This window comes from Ramlibacter aurantiacus (assembly GCF_016722895.1).
Lineage (GTDB): Bacteria > Pseudomonadota > Gammaproteobacteria > Burkholderiales > Burkholderiaceae_C > Ramlibacter > Ramlibacter aurantiacus.
In genome coordinates, this window is sequence record NZ_JAEQNA010000004.1 from 1 (window position 1) to 19743 (window position 19743).

General features: G+C 67.8%; 21 protein-coding genes and 1 tRNA gene. 4 read left to right on the forward strand and 18 right to left on the reverse strand.

All coding sequences use genetic code 11. From position 1 onward, the window contains the following. Positions 1–194: 194 nt before the first annotated feature. The 8 genes from fusA to JI739_RS11935 form a co-directional block, all read right to left on the reverse strand. Positions 195–2297, reverse strand: coding sequence for an elongation factor G (fusA, locus tag JI739_RS11900; RefSeq protein ID WP_201684136.1), 2103 nt, complete (start codon positions 2295–2297; stop codon positions 195–197). Positions 2298–2368: 71 nt separating this feature from the next. Continuing rightward, positions 2369–2842 (reverse strand): 30S ribosomal protein S7, encoded by a 474-nt coding sequence (gene rpsG, locus JI739_RS11905; RefSeq protein WP_201684137.1) that lies wholly within the window; start codon positions 2840–2842, stop codon positions 2369–2371. Between the two features lie 162 nt (positions 2843–3004). After that, entirely contained in the window at positions 3005–3382 is a 378-nt protein-coding gene (gene rpsL, locus JI739_RS11910; protein WP_017759704.1) for a 30S ribosomal protein S12, read from the reverse strand. 163 nt (positions 3383–3545) lie between these two features. Beyond that, a complete protein-coding gene (locus JI739_RS11915) occupies positions 3546–4703 on the reverse strand; it encodes a D-alanyl-D-alanine carboxypeptidase family protein (protein WP_201684138.1) in 1158 nt (385 codons plus the stop codon). Between the two features lie 19 nt (positions 4704–4722). Further along, positions 4723–5349 carry an alpha/beta hydrolase gene (locus JI739_RS11920; protein WP_201684139.1) on the reverse strand — a complete coding sequence of 209 codons (627 nt, stop codon included), beginning with the start codon at positions 5347–5349 and terminating at the stop codon, positions 4723–4725. A gap of 2 nt (positions 5350–5351) precedes the next feature. Continuing rightward, a complete protein-coding gene (locus JI739_RS11925; RefSeq protein ID WP_236589521.1) occupies positions 5352–5675 on the reverse strand; it encodes a (2Fe-2S) ferredoxin domain-containing protein in 324 nt (107 codons plus the stop codon). A 25-nt stretch (positions 5676–5700) separates the two neighbouring features. Further along, positions 5701–6882 (reverse strand): VanZ family protein, encoded by a 1182-nt coding sequence (locus JI739_RS11930; protein WP_201684141.1) that lies wholly within the window; start codon positions 6880–6882, stop codon positions 5701–5703. Position 6883: 1 nt separating this feature from the next. Further along, complete coding sequence (locus JI739_RS11935; RefSeq protein WP_201684142.1) at positions 6884–7312, reverse strand: CopD family protein; 429 nt, start codon at positions 7310–7312, stop codon at positions 6884–6886. A 257-nt stretch (positions 7313–7569) separates the two neighbouring features. Between JI739_RS11935 and hemB the strand changes: the two genes are divergently transcribed. After that, a complete protein-coding gene (hemB, locus tag JI739_RS11940) occupies positions 7570–8568 on the forward strand; it encodes a porphobilinogen synthase (RefSeq protein WP_201684143.1) in 999 nt (332 codons plus the stop codon). A gap of 21 nt (positions 8569–8589) precedes the next feature. Here the strand turns inward: hemB and JI739_RS11945 are convergent, their stop codons facing one another. The 8 genes from JI739_RS11945 to JI739_RS11980 all read right to left on the reverse strand — a co-directional run bounded on the left by JI739_RS11945 (position 8590) and on the right by JI739_RS11980 (position 15773). Then, entirely contained in the window at positions 8590–9273 is a 684-nt protein-coding gene (locus tag JI739_RS11945; protein WP_201684144.1) for a dienelactone hydrolase family protein, read from the reverse strand. Beyond that, entirely contained in the window at positions 9266–9895 is a 630-nt protein-coding gene (locus JI739_RS11950; protein ID WP_201684145.1) for a 2-hydroxychromene-2-carboxylate isomerase, read from the reverse strand. Before JI739_RS11950 ends, JI739_RS11945 begins: the two co-directional genes overlap by 8 nt. Positions 9896–10061: 166 nt before the next feature. Further along, a complete protein-coding gene (locus JI739_RS11955) occupies positions 10062–10640 on the reverse strand; it encodes a GNAT family N-acetyltransferase (protein ID WP_201684146.1) in 579 nt (192 codons plus the stop codon). After that, positions 10637–12142, reverse strand: coding sequence for a class I SAM-dependent methyltransferase (locus JI739_RS11960; RefSeq protein ID WP_201684147.1), 1506 nt, complete (start codon positions 12140–12142; stop codon positions 10637–10639). Before JI739_RS11960 ends, JI739_RS11955 begins: the two co-directional genes overlap by 4 nt. Positions 12143–12244: 102 nt before the next feature. Beyond that, positions 12245–12874, reverse strand: coding sequence for an ABC-type transport auxiliary lipoprotein family protein (locus tag JI739_RS11965; RefSeq protein WP_201684148.1), 630 nt, complete (start codon positions 12872–12874; stop codon positions 12245–12247). Continuing rightward, complete coding sequence (locus tag JI739_RS11970) at positions 12871–13845, reverse strand: MlaD family protein (protein WP_201684149.1); 975 nt, start codon at positions 13843–13845, stop codon at positions 12871–12873. Before JI739_RS11970 ends, JI739_RS11965 begins: the two co-directional genes overlap by 4 nt. Positions 13846–13848: 3 nt before the next feature. After that, positions 13849–14664: an ABC transporter ATP-binding protein gene (locus JI739_RS11975; protein ID WP_201684150.1), complete on the reverse strand. Its 816-nt coding sequence runs from the start codon at positions 14662–14664 to the stop codon at positions 13849–13851. Then, on the reverse strand, positions 14661–15773 hold the full coding sequence (locus JI739_RS11980; RefSeq protein ID WP_201684151.1) for an MlaE family ABC transporter permease: 1113 nt from the start codon (positions 15771–15773) through the stop codon (positions 14661–14663). The genes JI739_RS11975 and JI739_RS11980 overlap by 4 nt, the downstream gene beginning before the upstream one ends. 414 nt (positions 15774–16187) lie before the next feature. On the opposite strand from JI739_RS11980, the gene JI739_RS11985 reads away from it, so the two are divergent. Both JI739_RS11985 and JI739_RS11990 read left to right on the forward strand, forming a co-directional pair. Next, the gene (locus JI739_RS11985; protein WP_201684152.1) at positions 16188–16958 is read left to right on the forward strand and encodes a sulfite exporter TauE/SafE family protein; all 771 of its coding nucleotides are present in this window, start codon (positions 16188–16190) and stop codon (positions 16956–16958) included. Positions 16959–16965: 7 nt separating this feature from the next. Continuing rightward, positions 16966–17499, forward strand: a complete 534-nt coding sequence (locus tag JI739_RS11990) for a DUF2946 family protein (RefSeq protein ID WP_201684153.1) — start codon at positions 16966–16968, stop codon at positions 17497–17499. 22 nt (positions 17500–17521) lie between these two features. On the opposite strand, the gene JI739_RS11995 is transcribed toward JI739_RS11990, so the two are convergent. Next, positions 17522–18454, reverse strand: a complete 933-nt coding sequence (locus JI739_RS11995; RefSeq protein WP_201684154.1) for a c-type cytochrome — start codon at positions 18452–18454, stop codon at positions 17522–17524. Between the two features lie 128 nt (positions 18455–18582). On the opposite strand from JI739_RS11995, the gene JI739_RS12000 reads away from it, so the two are divergent. After that, a tRNA-Arg gene (locus JI739_RS12000) sits at positions 18583–18658 on the forward strand. Between the two features lie 158 nt (positions 18659–18816). On the opposite strand, the gene JI739_RS12005 is transcribed toward JI739_RS12000, so the two are convergent. Next, complete coding sequence (locus JI739_RS12005) at positions 18817–19731, reverse strand: NAD(P)-dependent oxidoreductase (protein WP_354003717.1); 915 nt, start codon at positions 19729–19731, stop codon at positions 18817–18819. Between the last annotated feature and the right edge of the window lie 12 nt (positions 19732–19743).

Consider the following 19743-nt stretch of genomic DNA (forward strand, 5'->3'; position numbering starts at 1 on the left):
CTTCATCTCCAAAGAGCAATGCCCGTGTCTGTTTAACGTCTCCGGCAAACGCCTCGCCACGGGCAGCGGGCTCACCGCAATGCGGCGCCAAAGACCAGTGAATGACCAGCGGCGGCCGCGGGGCCGGCTTAGCCGGGCCGCTGGCTGCGCCGCCAGAGGGGGCGGCGGCAAGCGCCGCCTCGGGGGCGGACCTGTTATTTGGCCCGAGCTGCCACGATCGCCTCGGCGACGTTTCGCGGCGCCTCGGCGTAGTGCTTGAACTCCATCGTGTAAGTGGCACGACCCTGCGACATCGAACGCAGCGTGGTCGAGTAGCCGAACATCTCCGACAGCGGCACTTCCGCCTTGATGGCCTTGCCGCCACCCGGCAGGTCGTCCATGCCTTGGACCATGCCGCGGCGAGACGAGAGGTCGCCCATCACGTTGCCGGCGTAGTCCTCGGGCGTCTCGACTTCCACGGCCATCATCGGCTCGAGGATGACCGGACTGGCCTTGCGAGCGGCCTCTTTGAAGCCGAAGATGGCAGCCATCTTGAACGCCTGCTCGGACGAGTCCACGTCGTGGTAGGAGCCGAAGGTCAGGGTGACCTTCACATCCACGACGGGATAGCCGGCCAGCACGCCGGTGTTCAGCGCTTCTTCGACGCCCTTCTGCACTGCCGGGATGTACTCGCGCGGGACGACGCCGCCCTTGATGGCGTCGACGAACTCGAAGCCCTTGCCAGCCTCCTGCGGCTCCAGCGAGAAGACGACATGGCCATACTGGCCCTTGCCACCCGACTGGCGGACGAACTTGCCCTCGACGTCGCTGACCGACTTGCGCACGGTCTCGCGGTAGGCCACCTGGGGCTTGCCGACGTTGGCCTCGACGCCGAACTCGCGCTTCATGCGGTCGACGATGATCTCCAGGTGCAGCTCGCCCATGCCGGCGATGATGGTCTGGCCGGATTCCTCATCGGTGTTCACGCGGAAGGACGGATCCTCCGAAGCCAGGCGGCTGAGGGCGATACCCATCTTCTCCTGGTCGGCCTTGGACTTCGGCTCCACGGCCTGGCGGATGACCGGCTCGGGGAAGACCATGCGCTCGAGCGTCACGATGGAGTCGGGATCGCACAGCGTCTCGCCGGTGGTGACATCCTTCAGGCCCACGCACGCGGCGATGTCGCCCGCCCGGATCTCCTCGATCTCCTGGCGGGTGTTGGCCATCATCTGCACGATTCGGCCGATGCGCTCCTTCCTGCCCTTGACCGAGTTGTAGACCGTGTCGCCCTTGGTCAGCACGCCGGAATAAACGCGCACGAAGGTCAACTGGCCGACGAACGGGTCGGTCATCAGCTTGAACGCGAGGGCCGAGAACTTCTCGCCATCATCGGCCTTGCGGCTGGTTTCCTGCTCGTTCTCGTCGGTGCCCGCCACCGGGGGGATGTCCACCGGCGAAGGCAGGAAATCGATCACCGCGTCGAGCATGCGCTGCACGCCCTTGTTCTTGAAGGCGGTGCCGCACAGCATCGGCTGGATTTCCGTGGCGATGGTGCGAGTGCGCAGGCCGAGCATGATCTCTTCCTCGGAGAGGTCACCCTCCTCGAGGTACTTGTTCATCAGCTCTTCGCTGGCTTCGGCCGCGGCCTCGACCATCTTTTCGCGCCATTCCTGCGCGGTGTCGGCGAGTTCGGCCGGAACTTCGGCGTAGTCGAACTTCATGCCCTGCGAAGCTTCGTCCCAGATGATGGCCTTCATCTTGAGCAGGTCCACCACGCCCTTGAAGTTCTCCTCGGCCCCGATGGGGATCACCACCGGCACGGGATTGGCCTTCAGGCGCAGCTTCATCTGCTCGTACACCTTGAAGAAGTTGGCGCCGGTGCGGTCCATCTTGTTGACGAACGCCAGTCGCGGCACCTTGTACTTGTTGGCCTGGCGCCAGACGGTCTCGGACTGCGGCTGCACGCCGCCGACCGCACAGTAGACCATGCAGGCACCGTCCAGCACGCGCATGGAGCGCTCCACCTCGATGGTGAAGTCCACGTGGCCGGGGGTGTCGATGATGTTGAAGCGGTGCTCCGGATAGGACAGGTCCATGCCCTTCCAGAAGCAGGTCACGGCGGCGGACGTGATGGTGATGCCGCGCTCCTGCTCCTGCTCCATCCAGTCGGTCGTGGCAGCGCCGTCGTGCACTTCGCCGAGCTTGTGGTTCACGCCGGTGTAGAACAGGATGCGCTCGGTGGTGGTGGTCTTGCCGGCGTCGATGTGCGCCGAGATGCCGATGTTCCGATAGCGCTCGATGGGCGTCTTGCGAGCCATGATGGGTCTCTTTCGTTAACGGATTCGGGCCCGCTCGTGGCGGGCCCGCTTTCCAGGGAGGGAGGAGGTGCTTAGAAGCGGAAGTGGCTGAAGGCCTTGTTGGCCTCGGCCATGCGGTGCACTTCGTCGCGCTTCTTCATGGCACCGCCACGGCCTTCGGTGGCCTCCATGAGTTCGTTGGCCAGCCGCATGGCCATCGACTTCTCGCCGCGCTTTTTGGCGGCTTCCTTGATCCAGCGCATCGACAACGCCAGGCGCCGCACCGGACGGACCTCGACGGGCACCTGGTAGTTGGCACCACCCACGCGGCGAGACTTGACCTCGACCATGGGCTTGACGTTATTGATGGCGATGGTGAAGGCTTCCACCGGGTCTTTGCCCGGGTTCTTCTTCTCGATCTGCTCGAGCGCGCCGTAGACGATGCGCTCGGCCACCGCCTTCTTGCCGCCTTGCATGATGACGTTCATGAATTTGGCGAGCTCGACATTGCCGAACTTGGGATCCGGCAGGATTTCACGTTTAGGGACTTCGCGACGACGTGGCATTTCTTACCTCTTCAATTGCTTCAGTTGGTACGCGCGACTGCGCGACCTCGAGAGCCAATCGGACTCTCACTTACTCGACCCGCAGGCGGCGCCTGCTGAAGGGTCACTTCGCCGGATCGGCCTGCCAAGGCTGATGCGGCACCGATGGGAAACCGAAAACGATCAGGCCTTCTTCGGCCGCTTGGCACCGTACTTCGAGCGGGACTGCTTGCGGTCCTTGACCCCTTGCAGGTCGAGCGAGCCACGGACGATGTGGTAGCGCACACCGGGTAGGTCCTTGACCCGGCCGCCGCGCACCAGCACCACCGAGTGCTCCTGCAGGTTGTGGCCTTCACCGCCGATGTAGGAGATGACCTCGAAGCCGTTGGTCAAGCGTACCTTGGCGACCTTGCGAAGCGCCGAGTTCGGCTTCTTCGGGGTCGTGGTGTACACCCGGGTGCATACGCCGCGGCGCTGCGGGGAGTTCTGCATCGCGGGGCTCTTGGATTTGGTCTTCTCGACCTCCCGGCCCTGACGCACGAGTTGGTTGATGGTTGGCATGAAGGAAAACGTCCCTAAACGTTCGTGAAACGGAAAAAAGATGGGCCGCTTTGCCGCGGCCACGCGCAGATTCCCCGCCCCAATTGCGGGAAAAGCCCGCCAGTATAGCCCGCGTCAGCCTGGGCCACCAAAGTGCAGGGCTTCCCCAGGCAGCGGGTCCAGGCTACTTGATCCAGAGGCGCAAGGCGTCCCAGGCACGGCCCAGCACCCCGGCTTCGGCAACCGGCTCGAGCGCGAGCAAGGGCAGCTCCAGCAGCGGCTGGTCAGCCGACAGCACCTTGAGCGTGCCCACCGTCTGACCCTTGGTCAACGGCGCCACCAGGGGTTCAGGCCGCACGACCTCGGTCTTGAGCTTGCCGGCCGTGCCGGCCGGCACTGCCACGACAATCGGCTGCGTCCGGCCCAGTTTGACCGTACGCTGCGTGCCTTTCCAGATGTCCGGCGTCACGACCGCCTGGTTGGCGTCGAACAGCTTCACCGCCTCGAAGGCCGTATAGCCCCAGTTCAGCAGCTTTTGTGATTCGTTGGCACGGGCGTTTTCGCTGGTGGCACCCAGGACAACCGACAGCAGGCGCCGCTGACCGAGGTTTGGAAACTCGCGCTTGGCGGTGGCGATCAGGCAGTAGCCCGCGGCGTCCGTATGCCCGGTCTTGAGGCCGTCCACGGTGGGATCGCGAAACAACAGCGTGTTGCGGTTCGTGTCGTTGGCGGCCGGGGTGCCTTCATAGCGGTACTTCTTGATGCTGTAGTAGCCGACGTAGTCGGGGAAGTCCTGCATCAGCCGCGAAGCCAGGATGCCCAGGTCCCGCGCGGTGGTGGTGTGGCCCGGGCTGGTCAGGCCCTCCGGGTTGCGGTAGCTGGTCGAGCGCATCCCCAGCGCCTTGGCCTGGTCGTTCATCAGTTCGACGAACCGCTCCACGGTACCGGCCACGCCCTCTGCCAAGGCCACGGTCGCGTCGTTGCCCGACTGCACGATCATGCCCTTGATGAGATCCTCCACCGGCACCTGCATCTTCGGATCGATGAACATGCGCGAGCCCGGCATTTTCCAGGCGCGCTGACTGACCGGCAACTTCTGCTGCAGGTCGATCTTCTTGGCCTTGAGGGCGTCGAAGACGATGTACGCCGTCATCAGCTTGGTGAGCGAAGCCGGCTCGACCGGCGTGTCGATCTCCCGCCCCGCGAGGATCTGGTTGGCCGTGATATCGAGCACCAGGTAACTGCGGGCCGCCACCTCGGGCGGCTGCGGCGCCTGGGCGTGCGCGAACAGGCAGAAGAAAGCGAGCAGTGGCGCGACCAGCGCCCGGGTTAGTCGGTTCATGCGTCAGGGGGGGGAGGATTCAACGAAGGTGCCGGAGCACCAAGCTCTTCAAGAGCGGCAATTGTCCGTGAAAGAAGTGCTCGACCGCCGGAACGACCGTAACGGGTAGTGTCTGTGGCCTGGCCCAATCGAGCACCGACGACAGCGGCACCGTCTCGTCCATTTCGCCGTGGATCACCAGCGTGCGCTCGTGCAGTTCCGGGGGCAGCGTCGCCACCGTGAAGCGCGAAGCCGCTGTGCCCACCAACACCAGGCGTTCCACCGACCGGTCGGGCCAGAGCTTGGCGACCACGTGGCTGGTGACGAATGCGCCGAAGGAGAACCCCGCGAGTGCCAATGGCCCGTCGGGGGCGACGGCCTCGATGACGGCCTCCATGTCCAGCGCCTCTCCCCGGCCCTGGTCGTGTTCGCCGGCCGTCCCGCCGACGCCTCGGAAATTGAACCGGATGCTGCTCCAGCCGGCCTGGACGAACGCCCGCGCCAGCGTCTGCACGACCTTGTTGTCCAGCGTGCCGCCATACAGCGGGTGCGGGTGGGCGATGACGGCGACTCCCCGACGGGCGACCCCGTCCAGGGGGTCGTCTCGCACCACCTCGATCGCCCCGCCCGGTCCGGCCACCGACAGGCGCTGGGTACGCGGGTTCACGATCAGCGCCCCAGGTGCGGCGGCGTGAGCAGGCGCTCGACCACCTTGCCATCGCGCAAGTGCGACTCGACGATCTCGTCGATATCCTGCCGGTCGACATAGCTGTACCAGACCCCTTCGGGGTACACCACCGCGACCGGTCCGCCCGCGCACCGGTCGAGGCATCCGGCCTTGTTCACGCGTACCTGCCCGGGGCCGGCGAGCCCCTTGGCCTTCACCTGCGCCTTGCAGTGGTCGAACGCCTGCTGGGCATCGTGCTGCGCGCAGCAGTTCTCACCGTTGCTGCGCTGGTTGAGACAGAAGAAGATGTGGTGCTTGTAATACATCGGCGTGCTCGCAGGGAGCCGGCGATTATCGGGCAGGGGGTGTGCCATCCGTGGCTGCCGCACGAGCCGGCCCTTCGTCCCGTGCGCTCATGTTCGCGTCGCCTTCGGGCCGCGACAGCCGTCGCAGCACATACGCCAGCACGGCGAACGGCCAGAGCCACCCCAGCCATTGGGCCAGTCCGTTGAAGCGGATGAAGCGCCCCTGCTCCCAGGTGCTCAGGGTGTCGGCGAAGTAGGCGCTCGCCGGTGCCTGGTTCAAGATGCTCAGGTGCACCACGAGCGCCACCAGCAGCAGGGCCGCGCAGCCGCGCCGTGGCATCGGGAGCAACAGCAGCGCCAGCAGCAACCCCAACAGGAGTCCCACGCGCACCGGATCGCTGATCCAGGCCCAGGCGTGCAGCGGGCCCCAGCTCAACGCGGCCGACAGGGCCGTGACGCACACGCCGGCGGTGACGGCCGCCGCGGCCATGGCAGCCCGCCGACCCACCGAGGGCATGACCGAGTACGCCAGCAGGCAGGGCACCAACGCGCCGAGAGCAACGCAAAGGAGTTCGGCCGCCGGCACCAGCGGCTGCAGTTCCATCTCGCGGACCGGCAGCCACTCCAGGAAGGGGGTGTCCAGCAGCCAGCCGGCCAACCCGTTCTCCAGCCGCTCCAGCACCTGCCCCAGCCCGAACGGGACGGCGGCCGGAAACAAGAGGGCGAATGGCCACAGGGCCAGCAGCGCCAGCGCCCCCCGCGAATTGGCCACGAACCAGCGCGCTCGAAACCGCGACCAGTGGTCGATGGCGCCGAACCGCTCCAGCCCGACCGCCAGTGCCGCGCCGCCCAGCGTGCCCGCTGCGTTCAAGCCCCAGTCCACATTCGAGGGAACGCGGGCTGGCAGGTAGGTCTGCAGCGCCTCCATGGCCAGGGACAGGGCAGAACCGGCGGCTGTCGCCAGCAGCAGCGCCCGTGCCGGGTGGACCGCCGGCACGGCAAAGCCCCGCAGCCACGTCAAGGCCAGCAGGAAACCGAGCGGGGCATACCCTGCCACATTGGCCGCCACGTCGAACCCGGTCCACCAGCGCGGCCACGGGCTGCGCATGAAAGCCCAGGCTGAGATCCCCTGGTCCCGCCAACCTTCGAACGGATACAGGCTGGCATAAACGATCAGGAGCACGTACGCCTGGGCCAGAGGCCAGGCCGAGGTCTTGTGATCGCCCACGTCAGAAAGGCTTGACGACGGCGAAGATGACGGCGGCGGTCAGGAGCAGCACCGGCGCCTCGTTGAACCACCGATACCAGACGTGGCTGCGCGTGTTGCCCCCGGCCAGGAAGCCCCGCAGCAGCACGCCACAGGCATGGTGATAACCCAGCGTGAGCACTGCGACGGCGAGTTTGGCGTGCAGCCAGCCGTTGCCCGGTCCGCGTCCGACGCCGTACCCCAGCCACAGCCACAGCCCCAGTCCGAGGGCAGGAATGGCCAGCAGGGTGGTGAAGCGCATGAGCTTGCGAGCCATCAGCAACAGGCGCTCACGCTCCGCGATCGAGCCAGGCTCGACCATGGCCAGGTTCACGAAAATGCGCGGCAGGTAGAACAAGCCGGCGAACCAGCTGGCGATGAAAACGATATGGAAGGCCTTGACCCAGAGCATGCGAGAAGCGGTTGCAGCACCCAAAAAAAACCCCGGCTATCGAGCCGGGGTGGGAAGCCTTTCTGCTGTCACACATAAGGCACCCGCTCAGGGAGGAAAAGCGGGGGGCGGCAAGCCGCCCGACAGCAATTTAGCAAACGGTCGGGGTGGTTTCAAGCTCGCGGGTTAAATTCGTCGCCAATCTGTAAAAAAGAATTCTTTAGCCGTAAACGATTCGTCGAAGGATGGCTTGCGGACGCTGCGGCACAATTTTCGGCATGACCCTGCATGCTCCCTACCCTCAAGGCCGGCCGCGCCGTTTACGCCGCGACGAATTCACCCGCGACCTCGTGCGCGAACACCGCCTCGGTGCCCACGACCTGATCTATCCGGTGTTCGTGCAGGAAGGGCAGGGGCGGCGCGACCCCGTCGCGTCCATGCCGGGCGTGGAACGCCTCACGCTCGACACCCTGCTGCCGGTCGCCGAGCGCTGCATCCGGCTCGGGATTCCGGTGATGGCCTTGTTCCCGGTCATCGACCCCTCGCGGAAAACCTCCGACGGCAGCGAAGCCTTCAACCCGGACGGGCTGGTGCCGCGTGTGGTGCGGGCGCTGAAGACGCGCTTTCCCGAGTTGGGGGTCATGACGGACGTGGCGCTGGACCCATTCACCACGCATGGACAGGACGGGCTGCTGGACGACACCGGCTATATCGTGAACGACGAGACCGTGGCCGTGCTCACGCGGCAGGCCTTGGTGCAGGCCGAGGCGGGCGTGGACATCGTTGCGCCCAGCGACATGATGGACGGGCGTATCGGCGCGATCCGCCGCAGCCTGGAAGAGGCGGGGCACATTCACACGCGGATCATGGCGTACAGCGCCAAGTACGCCAGCGCGTTCTACGGACCCTTCCGTGACGCCGTCGGTTCGGCCGGCAACCTCGGCCGCGGCAACAAGAAGGTCTACCAGATGGACCCGGGCAACTCCAACGAGGCCCTGCGCGAAGTCGCGATGGACATCGCGGAAGGGGCGGACATGGTCATGGTCAAGCCCGGCATGCCCTACCTGGACATCATTCGCCGAGTGAAGGACGAGTTTCGCGTACCCACCTTCGCCTACCAGGTGTCGGGCGAGTACGCGATGCTGCAGGCGGCCGCGCAGAACGGCTGGCTCGATCGAGAGGCGGTCATGCTCGAAAGCCTGCTGGCGTTCAAGCGTGCCGGGGCCGACGGTGTGCTGACCTACTTCGCGCTGGAGGCCGCCGAGCGCCTGCGCTGACGCAGGCCGCCGTCAGGCGGCTCAGGCGACGTGCCGGCCAAAGAACGCCAGCGTGCGTTCGCGGGCGAGTCGCGCGGCTTCGGCGTCGTAGGCGCCGCGCTGGTCGCAGTTGAAGCCGTGGTTGGCGTGGTAGATGTGGACCTCCACTTTCGGATGCGCCTTCTTGAACGCCTCCACCCCGTCGAGCGGGATGTGCTGGTCCTGGTCCCCGAAGTGCGCAATCACAGGCACCTGCGGCTGGCGGGCCGTTTCTTCCGGCGTCGTGACGCCGCCGCCGTAGTACACGGCCGCAGCAGACAAGCCCTTCAGCATGCAGGCTGCACGCCAGCTCAGGAGGCCGCCCCAGCAGTAGCCGACGATGCCGACCTTGCCGGCCTGCGCCCCGTGGTCGATCGCGGCCTGGATGTCCTGCAGCACGCCGGGTGCGGGTAGTGCCTCGACAGCGCCCTTGAGCGCGAACCCGGCCTTCATGTCACCCTCCGCGTAGCCAAGTTCCACATCCGGCTTGACCCGGTGGAAGGTCGACGGCGCCACGGCCAGGTAGCCCTCGGCCGCGTAGCCATCGGCCACCGAGCGGATATGCGAGTTGACGCCGAAGATCTCCTGCAGCACCACCACCGCGCCGCGTGGCGCGCCCGCGGGCCGCGCCACGTAGGCCGGCACGGATTGGCCGTCGGCCGCCTTGAGGTCGATGAATTCACCCATTTGCTTTCTCCTTGTGGTTGCGGTTGCTTCGTAGCCGATGAGCCAGCAGCTCGAGCCGGTCCTGGCCCCAGAAAATCTCGCCGTCGAACACATAGCTCGGCGCGCCGAATACCCCGGTATCGATGGCCTCGCGCGTGTTTTCGTCATAGCGCTGCATCACGGATTCTTCGCGTGACTGGTCAAGCCGCTCGGTCGGAAGTCCGTTCTCCTGCAGCACCGCCGACAGCACCGCCGGATCCGAAATGTCGCGCTCCTGCACCCACGTGGCGGCGAGCAGCGCGCCGGTCAGGCGCATCGCGGCAGCGGTGCCATCGTGCTGGTCGCACGCGATGATGAGCCGCGCCGCCTCATCGGCCGGCACGGGAAAGTGCTTGGGCTGCGGGTTCAGCGGCATTCCCAGGTAATCGGCGAAGCGCTTGAGCTCAAGCAGCCGATACGCCTGCCGCTGCGGCGCACGCTTGGCCAGCGGCAAACCGCCCGACACCGGGAAGACTCGGCCCAGGTCCATCGGCATCAGCCGGATCGTCGCTCCTTCCTGGCGCGCCAGGTCGGCAAAACGAGCATGGCCGAGATAGGTCCAGGGACTCACCGGCGCGAAGAAATAGTCGATGCGAAAGCTCAACGGTGTCTCCTGCGTGTGTTCGATTCGGAGGCGAAGCTTATCCGCCCCGCGAACCAGGCAGGCACAGCCGGGGATCGACGGCCATCGGCCATCGACGTCCGCGTGGACGCCGGCTCGAGAAAAGCGGCCGCTCGGCGGGGCCTTCAAGGCCCGCCGGCGAGCGCCTTTATTCCTTCAGGAGCGAGAGCAGCACGTTGTCCCGCCACTTGCCATTCAGGATGACGAAGTCGCGGGCATAGCCCTCGACCACAAAGCCCAGGCGCCGCAGCAGCTTGGCGCTGCGCAGGTTCTCGGGCAGGTGCGTGGCCATGACGCGGTGCAGGTGGTAGCGGCTCATCACCTCGCGCACCGCCGCCGCGGCCGCCGCGTGCATCAGCCCGCGCCCCTCCAGGGAGGCATCAAGCATGAAGCTGATCGTGCACGCCTGGAAGTCGCCGTGCTCGATCGACCAATAGCTGTTGAGGCAGCCAATTTCTCCGCTGTCGTCCGACTTCGCGAACCCCACCAGGTGCACCGCCTGGCCCGCTTCCATGGTGGAAGCGCGTTCCGGCAACTCCGCCACCCAATGTTCGGTCGTTTCCAGTTCGGGTACCTGGGTCATCGCCATGTGCAGGTGCTGTCGATTGCGCTGGTGGAAGCGCGCATACAGCGCCGCGAACTCTGGATGCACGGCGTACAACCACCAGTGATCGTTCTCCAGCCAGAGTTCGGGTTTGCCGTTTGCACTGCGGCTGCGATGGATCATGCGACCTCCTCGATGATGCCCAGGCGGCGCCAGCGCGGCACCACCGTCTCAAGAAACCGTGCCGCGCGAGCCCGCCCTTCGGCCCCGCCCTCGGCCGGGGCGGCGAGCCCCAGCCGGCACAACTCGCCGGTGGTGCGCGCGCCTTGCTCCCAGGCCAGCAGGAACAGGCGCTCGTCGCGCGAGGCCTCGATGGCCAGCCCGGTGACGGGCGAGGCCAGGTAGCGCACATCATCGTCGTGCCGGGCCCGTTCGGCGATGACGCGGTTCATCGCCTGGGCGCGGCTGGCGTCCCGGCACGCCAAGTCGTCGTCGAACACGGCACTGAGCTGGCCGTGCGCCACCAGGGCCGCCAACACCTCGAACACCAGCTCGCGCGGCATCGAACCAAGGTCGGCTTTCTCGATCAGCTCGCCAATGCGCACCGGGCCTGGCGCGGCCTCCATGACATCCGCGATACGTCGCGTGAGGCCCGCGTCGAGCGTGACCGTGCCATAAGGCGTTTGCAGGGTCGGGGTGATGCCGCCCGGCTGTCCCTGCAGCAGCAACTGCACCTGCTCGATCCGTTCCTGCCGCTCGGAACGCGCCAGCCGACGGCCGCCGCGCACGAACAGGTCGCGGCGGAACCGACGGTTCAGGACGAAGTCGTTCGCGGTCTGGCGCAGGGGCACGGGCAGCTCGCCCAGGTCGAGTTCCCGGGTGCGGTGGAACACCTCGCCGGTAACGTCGCTGCGGTGCACGGAACAGGCGAAGTTCAAGCCCGCCGCATCCAGGGTCCGGGCCAACTCGGCGAAATACGTCAGGTGCCAGGAGCGGTTGAAGTACTCATGTGCCAGCACATGCACGTCGTCTCTCAGCATGTCGTCGAGCATCTGGCTGGCGGCCGATCCGTTCTGGAAGAAGGCGGCCTTGCCTTTGCGCAGCCGATCGGCGAACGCGAGCGCCTGGCTGACCTTGCCGCGGGTGGATCCGCCGGCCGCACCGGCGGTTTCGGCATGCAGCCAGAGTAGGTCGCGAAGCGGCTTTTCGGCGGACCAGCCCGGCATCACGTTGCAGCTGAGGTAGACCACGCCACCGAGGCGCAGCCGTCGACGGATGAATTCCACCACCGCGTGCCGTGCCGGCGCGTCGATCCAGGACCAGACGCCGTGCAAGGCGATGACATCGAAGGACGGCAGGTCGGCTTCGAGCATCTGCTCGAAAGACAGGCCGCGCCAGTCCGCCTGCAGGCCCGAATCGGCGGCCAGTCCCTGCGCGAACAAGGCATGCTCGGCGTTGAAGTCGGTGCCGCAGAAGCGGCCGCGCGCATTGGCAGCGGCATGGAGGTTGCACGACACGCCCTGCCCGAAGCCCAGCTCGCAATAGTCGTACGCCCCACCCTGCCCCAGGTTCCCGTAGCCGCTCATGAGCAGGAAGAAGCGCATGAACGGCGGCGCGAGCTCGTGGTAATAGCCGTGCGAATACGTCAGGTCGGCGACGTACCCGCTGGCCCAGTGACTGCTCATGGTCAATCCACCTCATTAGTACGAACGGGTGAATTGAAGAGCTTGCTGTGGTGGAAAGCAAGCGGTCGCGGGTTTCTCCCAATACGGGAGTGTTGCGCGCGATCAGCGCACCGTGGGATCCCGCAGCCAGCTACGCAGCTGCCCGGCCAACTCGTCCACGGCCGCCGACAGCGCACGCACCGCGCCATGGGCGTCGGGGGTGGGGGCGGGCCGGCTGACCTCGAACACGCGCTGGGCGATCAGCCGGTCCAGCCCCGGAGCAGCCTGCATGAGCGTGGCCTTCAAGCGCAAGCGACCCAGGCTTTTCCCCGGCGCATCGAACTGGTGGACGAACTCCTGCAGCTCCAGCCGCAACACCTGCGGCGCTCCCGCCGCCGTGCCGGGCGCCACGGTCCCGATCTGTCCCGGCCCGAGCACCGGGCGGTCCAGGGCCAGCTGCGCCACCAGGCGTTCGCGCACCAGCTCGGTGATGGGGCCGATCCACCGCGACTCCGTGTAGGGCCGCGTCTCATGGGGGTTGTCGTACGCCAGCCGGTACAGGATCTGCACGCCTTCCAATGCGGTGGTCGAGCGCAGTTCGGGCACCAACAGCACCGGCCCGGACGCCGCGGGGGTGATGGCGGCCGGCAAGGGGCCGAGGTCGTATTGAGCCGGCCGGACCGGGCGGTCGCCCAATCCGGCGCAGCCGGCCACAAGCATCGCCATCAGCACGAAGATCCATCGGCCCCTCATCGCTCGCTCCCCGGCGGCACGAAGCCGCTTTCCCCGGGTCCTGCCGGGACCCGGCCCGGACCGAACAGCAGGCTCTGCGGGTTTTCCTGCAAGGACGAGGCGACGCCCTGCAGTTCGCGCGCGGCGCGGGTCGCCTCGTCGGCCATGCGGTTGATGCGCGGCAGCGTGGTCGAGCCGAAAGTCTCGGCCGCGCCCGCCAGGGCGGAGGCACCCTCGCCGAGCCGATCGACCGGGCCGCCTGGCGCCCCGAGCTGGCGCGTGATGTCTCCCAGGGGCTGCAGCGCGTTGCGCGCTTCGACGGCCGTCTGGCGCAATGAGTCGGCGGCACCGCTGATGTTGCGCACCGCCTCGGGGATGCTGACCCGTTCGGGACCGAGCTGGGCATCCAGGATGCGGCTGGTCTGCTGCGAGAAGCGGGTCACGCTGTTGGCGGCTTGCTCGATGCCTTCGAGGGCGGCCGCCACCCGGTCCTGGTTGGGCTGCGACAGCAGCTGGTTCAGGCGACCGGTCAGCTGCTCGAACTGCGCCATGATTTCCTCGCCCCGGTCCTGCAGCCGGCTCACCAGCCCGGGCCGCAGCGGGATTCGAGGCACGCCGTCTTCGGCGGCCAACGGTGGCGCCGGCTGGCCGGAATCGTCCAGCTGCACGTAGGCCAGGCCCGTGACGCCCTGGAAGCCGAGCGTGGCGAAGGTCTCGCGCGAGACCGGCGCGCGGGGGTCCACCGCCAGGCGCACCAGCACATGGCCAGGCTGGCGCGGATCGAAGCCGATGTGCTCCACCTTGCCCACTTCCACCCCGCGCAGGCGTACCGGCGCCTGCTCCTGCAGACCCGTCACCGACTCGCGGGTGGAAATTTCATAGGTCCGGTACTGGGCCGTGTCGCGGGTCAGCCAGGCCGCCAGCAGCAGCAGCAGCGCCGCCGCCACCACCACGAAGATGCCCGCTGCGAGCGCATGCGCCTTGTTTTCCATGTCTCAAACCTCCTGCGTGGGCTGCGGCTGGTCGCGCAGCAGGGCCATGGCCCGGCGGCCGCGCTCGCCCTGGAAAAAATCGTGCACGAACGGGTGATCGAAGCCGATCACATCGGCCGGCGGGCCGCTGACCACCACCTGCTGGTCGGCCAGCACGGCGATTCGCGTGGACAGCTCGAACAAGGTGTCGAGGTCGTGCGTGACCATGATCACGGTAAGTTGCAGCTCGCGATGCAGCGCCCGCAACAGGTCGACGAAGGCATCCGAGCTGTCGGGATCGAGGCCGGCCGTGGGCTCGTCCAGCAGCAGCAAGGGCGGGTCCATGGCCAACGCGCGGGCCAGGGCCGCGCGCTTGACCATGCCGCCCGACAGGTCGGCCGGCATCTTGTCAGCGTCCTGCGGCTTCAGGCCCACCATCTGCAGCTTGACCATGGCGGCCTCGCGCACCAGCGCGTCCGGCAGGGTGCGCAGCTCGCGCAGTGGGAAGGCGATGTTCTCCAGCACGCTGAAGGCCGAGAACAGCGCGCCATGCTGGAACAACATGCCGACCCGGCTGGAGGCGCCTTCGCGCCCGAGTTCCGCAACCGGTCGCCCGAGCACCTCGATCGTGCCGCGGGTGGGCGTGGCCAGCCCCAGCACCTGGCGCAGCAGCACGGTCTTGCCCGTGCCGGAGCCGCCCACCAGCGAGACCAACTCGCCCGGCATCACCTGCAGATCCAGGTCCTTGTGCACCACGGCTCGTCGGCCGGCTCCTTCGAACACGGTCCATAGGCCGCGGATGTCGACCACCGGCGGGACTTCGCGAGGGGCGCCGGTCATAGGCCCACGTCCTGGAACAACACCGCGAACAAGGCATCGACCAGGATGACCACCGTGATCGAGGTCACCACCGAGGCCGTGGTGCCGGCACCCAGGCTCTGCGTGTCGGGTTGCACCCGAAGTCCGAAATGGCAACCGATCAGCGCGATAAGCAACCCGAAGACGACCGACTTGCCCACCGCCAGGCCCAGGTTGCCGACGGCCACGGCATCGGGCAAGGCGCGCATGAAGTACGTGGGCGTGATGCCCAAGGACACATCGGCAGCGAGCATGCCGCCGGCCAGCGAACACAAGGTGGTCCAGGTGCTGAGCAGTGGCATGGCCAGGGCCAGGGCCATCGCCCGCGGCAGCACCAGGCGGAAGCTGTGCGAGATGCCCATCACCCGCATCGCGTCGAGCTCCTCGGTGACGCGCATGACGCCGATCTGCGCGGTGATCGCCGAGCCGGAGCGGCCGGCGATCAGGATGGCCGCCAGCATGGGGCCGAGTTCGCGGATCAGGCCGATGCCCAGGATGTTCACGATGAAGGCATCGGCACCGAACACACGCAACTGCTGCGCCGTGAGGTACGCCAACACCACGCCGATCAGGAAGCCCACCAGCGCCGTGATGGGCAGCGCCATGGCGCCGATCCGGTACAGATGCCCGGACAGGTCGCGCCACGGCCCTCGCTGGGGCGCCCGCAGCAGCCGCAGCAGATCGAGCGCCAGCGCACCCACCAGCGCCACGAACAGCCGCAGCTCATGCCCGATGCGCAGCACGCGCGACCCGAGTGCCAGGTAGCGCTGCCACAGGGTGGGTCGTTGCGCCGGAGGCCGCTCGGTGGTGTGGCTGGCCACGCGTTCGAGCACCGCCCGCTGGGACGGAAGCGCCTCGAGGTCGGCCGGCCAGCGTCGCCCCCAGCGGTCCCACAGCAGCTGCGCACCCACATGATCGAGCTGGGCGGAGCGCAGGTCCCACCCGGCGTTGGCCGGCAGGGCGACCAGGCTGGCCTGCAACCGCCGGAACAGCCGGGGCTGTGCAAATTGCGCGGCCGTCCATTGGCCCAGCACGCGCGCCGCCGCGCCCGGTGCAGCGGGTGGCTCGAGTCGGGGTACGGAGTCAGGCATGCTGCAAAGGATCGTAAAGGCTGAGTGTGGCGGTGCATGTAGGAAAGGCGACCACGCAGGCCGCACCTCGCGCGCGCCAGCTTTGGGCACGCCCCCCAAGGCTGGTGCGCCCGTCGCGATTCGCGGCGCCAGGACGCGTACGGCAGAGCTAACCTTTCACCTCGACATAGTTCATTTGAGCTAACGGGAAAGCACCGATGCTGTGCTGCACCAAGCTGGGTACAGTCCACCCATCTCGCGACCGAAGCCCGGCGCAACGGCGAGAGGTCCTGAGGAGACAAGCTAAAAAAAGCAAATACAGGCGAGCACCCGAGTGCCGCCGCCCCACAAAGGCGCCTACGGGCGCCTTTGTTTTTGGTGCACCGTTTTCGCGCGCACTCGAATGCTTCGCGCGGCACCGCAGAATCGCGCCCCATGGAACTGCTGCTCATGGGCTCCGCATCCTTGCTGGCTGGCTTTGTCGATGCCATTGTCGGCGGCGGCGGGCTGATCCTGGTGCCGGCCCTTTTCGCCATCTTTCCCACCACGGCCCCCGCCACGCTGTTCGGACTGAACAAGAGCGCGTCGGTCTGGGGCACGGGCATGGCGGCCCTGCAGTTCAGCCGCCGCGTGCACATGAACTGGCACGCCCTGTTGCCGGCGGCCGTGGCGGGCCTCGCAGGCGGATTCGCCGGAGCCTGGGCAGTGACCGTCGTCTCCGGCGACTTCCTGCGCCGCCTGCTGCCACTGGTGCTGCTGGCCGTGCTGGTCTACACCCTGGCGCGCAAGGATCTCGGCCGCCATCATGCACCTGCCCTGTCGGCATCCGCCGAACGCATCGTGGCCGGCACCATCGGACTGCTGCTGGGTTTCTACGACGGCTTCTTCGGCCCGGGCACCGGCAGCTTCTTCGTTTTCCTGTTCGTGCGCTGGCTCGGCTACGACTTCCTGCATGCCTCGGCCGCGGCCAAGCTGCTCAACACGGCGACCAATCTCGCCGCGCTCACCTTGTTCGCCATCAAGGGGCACGTGTGGTGGCACTACGCGCTGGTGCTGGCCACGGCGAATGTCCTGGGGAGCCTGCTCGGAACGCGCATGGCCCTGCGGCACGGCGCGGGCTTCGTGCGCGGCGTGTTCATCGTGGTGGTCTCGGCGCTGATCATGAAGACCGGCTACGACGCCTTCATCCGGCAGGCGGTCGGATAATCCCGCGATGGACGATATCGTGCGCCAGGCCATGGCCAAGTGGCCGAATGTTCCACACTGCTGGGGCTGGCTCGGGCTGGACGCGCGCGGCACCTGGTACATGCGCGACGACCGGGTGCAGGCCGCGGGCCCCTTCCCTGCGCACAAGGGCTCGGCGCTGCGACATGAGAAGCTGATCGACTTCATCCACCGCAACTACGCCCCCGATGCGCAGGGCCACTGGTACTTCCAGAATGGGCCGCAGCGGGTTTACGTGGAGTTGGAGAACACGCCCCTGGTCTGGCGGATCGGAGCCGGCCACTCGCTGCAGGCGCACACTGGCATCGCCGCGCCATCGCCGCGGCTGTGCGTGCTCGACGAAGAAGGGCGTTTGTACTTGGACACCGAGGCCGGGTTCGGCCTCGTGCACAGCCTGGACATGGATGCGGCCGCCGAGGCGGTCGAGTCGGGAGAGTGGCGGCCGCAGGAGATGTCCTGGGCCGATCTGCCGCGGCGCTTCGGCTTCGTGCGAAGCCCGCAGCAAGCGATGCGCGGGGACTGAACCAGCCCCGCGCATCAGGGCCTCACTTGACGCTGCCGATCATGTATTCGACGGCGGCACGCAGCTGGGCGTCGGTGGCCGTGGCGGCCCCGCCCTTGGGTGGCATGGCGCCCTTGCCCTTGATCACCGACTGCGTCAGCCCGTCGACACCGGCCTGCAGGCGCGGCGCCCAACCCGCCTTGTCACCCAGCTTCGGGGCACCGGCAATGCCGGCGGCATGGCACACCGCGCAAGCCTGCTTGTACAGCGCCTCGCCACCCGCTGCGCTGGCCGCGACGGCCGGGGCCGAAGGCGCCACCGCAGCGGCACCTGGTGCGGGCACCGCGGTGGCAGCAGGAGCTTGGGCGACCGCCGGCGCAGCCGCGGCAGCTGCAGGCGCGGCGGCGGGCTGGCCGTTCGCGGCGCCGGCATCGGCGGTCGCCGCGGGGCGGTCCGGCTCTTCGAACTTGGCTCCGGCGCTGTTGGCCAGATACGCCACTGCGCGGGCGATCTCCACATCCTCGAAGTCACCTCCGCCCTGCGGCGGCATCGCGCCTTTGCCCTTGAGCGCCGCGTTCACCAGGGACTCGAAACCGCTGCGGATGCGAGCAGTCCAGTCGGCTTCGCTGCCCAGCTTGGGCGCTCCGGCGACACCCGCCACGTGGCAGGCCGCGCACTGCGCCTTGAACACCGCCTCGCCGGACTGCAGCGGCCGGTTGGCGTCGCGGATCTCCACGGTGCCCACCTTCTGCAGGCGCTCGGTCACCTTGCGCTCCAGGTCTTCGGATTCGACGCCGCCGAGCAGGTGGCGCACTTCCTGGGTGGCACCAGAGGGCTTGCTATCGGACACCACGTAGTACACCAAGCCCGTGATGATGATCACCGGCCCGACGAACGCGAGCAAGGCGGCCCAGAGCAATTGAGAGGGCGTCTTGATCGGACCGGTGTGGGCTTCTTCCTGCGTTGTGTCGCTCATGGCGTCCTCGGGCAAATGCGCTCTTGCGGTGAAAACAAACCCTCGATTATAGGAGTCGGCCCCTCGGCCTCCTGGAGCGCCAGGGGGCCCCGGACGACTTGGGTGATAATCGCGGCTTCCCTTCCCGCGCGGCTGTAGCTCAGTGGATAGAGTATTGGCCTCCGAAGCCAAGGGTCGTGGGTTCGATCCCCGCCAGCCGCGCCAAAGACACCAACGCCACCCTTCGCGGTGGCGTTTTACTTTCTGTCATTCACCTACCGCCACCGTGGTGCTTTTGCGCCCCGGACCTGGCAGCCGCACTGCTCCCGCTCGGTGCGCAGGGTCTCGTCATACGAGCGGATCGATCGCGGGGAGCCGGTCCCTCAGGCAGTGCGCACCGGATGGCGTGGCGTCCCGGTTTCGAAGAAGGCCTGCAGGTTGGCCAGCACCGTGCGCTCCTGCGCGATCTCGGCCGCGCGCGTCGCGCCGCCGATGTGCGGACTGAGCAGCGCGTTCGGGAAGTCGCGCAGGGCCTGCGGTACGGCCGGCTCATGCTCGAACACGTCGCTGGCGAAACCGGCCAGGCGGCCGCCGGACAACGCGCGGCACAGCGCGGCTTCATCGACCAGCGCGCCGCGTGCCACGTTCACCAGCATGCCGTCGGGGCCGAGCGCCTGGATCACCGCCTCGTCGACCGCGTGCCGCGTGTCGGCCGTGACCGGTGCCGCCAGCACCAGCACCTCGGCCCAGCGCGCCAGCGACAACAGATCCCGGAAGGGCTGCACGCCCGCCATGGCCGGCGCGCGCCGGCTGCAGGCGCCGACTTCCATCTCCAGCGCCTGCGCACGCAGGGCCACGCGCCGGCCCACCTCGCCGAAGCCGAACAGCCCGAGCCGGGCACCGGTCAGGCCGGGCGAGGCGGGTAATCGCCGCGTGGGATCCTGCCACTGGCCGCTGCGCACATGGCGGTCGGCCAGCGGAAGTTGCCGCCTCAGCGCGATCAAGAAACCGATGGCCAGGTCCGCCACGCTGGATGCGTTGGCCCCGGGCGCGTGGGCCACCGCCACGCCGTGGCGCGCCGCGGCGTGCAGATCGATGGCGTCGCGCCCGGCGCCCCAGCAGCACAGCAGGCGCAGCCGCGGCATCGCCGCGAACTGCAGCTCGCCGCAAGCCAGCGAGCCGCGCGTCACGGCGGCCTCGGCCCTCTCCGCGCCGGCCTGGCCAGGCTCGATGACCTCGTAGCCCGCCGCGCGCAAAAGTTCTGGAAGCTGGGGCGAGAGGGGCGCCAGCAACGCCACGCGATGAGGCGC

Bases quoted from the DNA above. Each gene is read 5' to 3' on its own strand.
- JI739_RS11980 (WP_201684151.1), bottom strand. From the start codon at position 15,773: ATGCCTGACTCCGTACCCCGACTCGAGCCACCCGCTGCACCGGGCGCG.
- JI739_RS11985 (WP_201684152.1), top strand. From the start codon at position 16,188: ATGGAACTGCTGCTCATGGGCTCCGCATCCTTGCTGGCTGGCTTTGTC.
- JI739_RS11965 (WP_201684148.1), bottom strand. From the start codon at position 12,874: ATGAGGGGCCGATGGATCTTCGTGCTGATGGCGATGCTTGTGGCCGGC.
- JI739_RS11955 (WP_201684146.1), bottom strand. From the start codon at position 10,640: ATGATCCATCGCAGCCGCAGTGCAAACGGCAAACCCGAACTCTGGCTG.
- JI739_RS11975 (WP_201684150.1), bottom strand. From the start codon at position 14,664: ATGACCGGCGCCCCTCGCGAAGTCCCGCCGGTGGTCGACATCCGCGGC.
- rpsG (WP_201684137.1), bottom strand. From the start codon at position 2,842: ATGCCACGTCGTCGCGAAGTCCCTAAACGTGAAATCCTGCCGGATCCC.
- JI739_RS11995 (WP_201684154.1), bottom strand. From the start codon at position 18,454: ATGAGCGACACAACGCAGGAAGAAGCCCACACCGGTCCGATCAAGACG.
- JI739_RS11935 (WP_201684142.1), bottom strand. From the start codon at position 7,312: ATGCTCTGGGTCAAGGCCTTCCATATCGTTTTCATCGCCAGCTGGTTC.
- JI739_RS11970 (WP_201684149.1), bottom strand. From the start codon at position 13,845: ATGGAAAACAAGGCGCATGCGCTCGCAGCGGGCATCTTCGTGGTGGTG.
- JI739_RS11925 (WP_236589521.1), bottom strand. From the start codon at position 5,675: ATGTATTACAAGCACCACATCTTCTTCTGTCTCAACCAGCGCAGCAAC.
- JI739_RS11960 (WP_201684147.1), bottom strand. From the start codon at position 12,142: ATGAGCAGTCACTGGGCCAGCGGGTACGTCGCCGACCTGACGTATTCG.
- fusA (WP_201684136.1), bottom strand. From the start codon at position 2,297: ATGGCTCGCAAGACGCCCATCGAGCGCTATCGGAACATCGGCATCTCG.
- JI739_RS11915 (WP_201684138.1), bottom strand. From the start codon at position 4,703: ATGAACCGACTAACCCGGGCGCTGGTCGCGCCACTGCTCGCTTTCTTC.
- JI739_RS11945 (WP_201684144.1), bottom strand. From the start codon at position 9,273: ATGGGTGAATTCATCGACCTCAAGGCGGCCGACGGCCAATCCGTGCCG.
- hemB (WP_201684143.1), top strand. From the start codon at position 7,570: ATGACCCTGCATGCTCCCTACCCTCAAGGCCGGCCGCGCCGTTTACGC.
- JI739_RS11990 (WP_201684153.1), top strand. From the start codon at position 16,966: ATGGACGATATCGTGCGCCAGGCCATGGCCAAGTGGCCGAATGTTCCA.
- rpsL (WP_017759704.1), bottom strand. From the start codon at position 3,382: ATGCCAACCATCAACCAACTCGTGCGTCAGGGCCGGGAGGTCGAGAAG.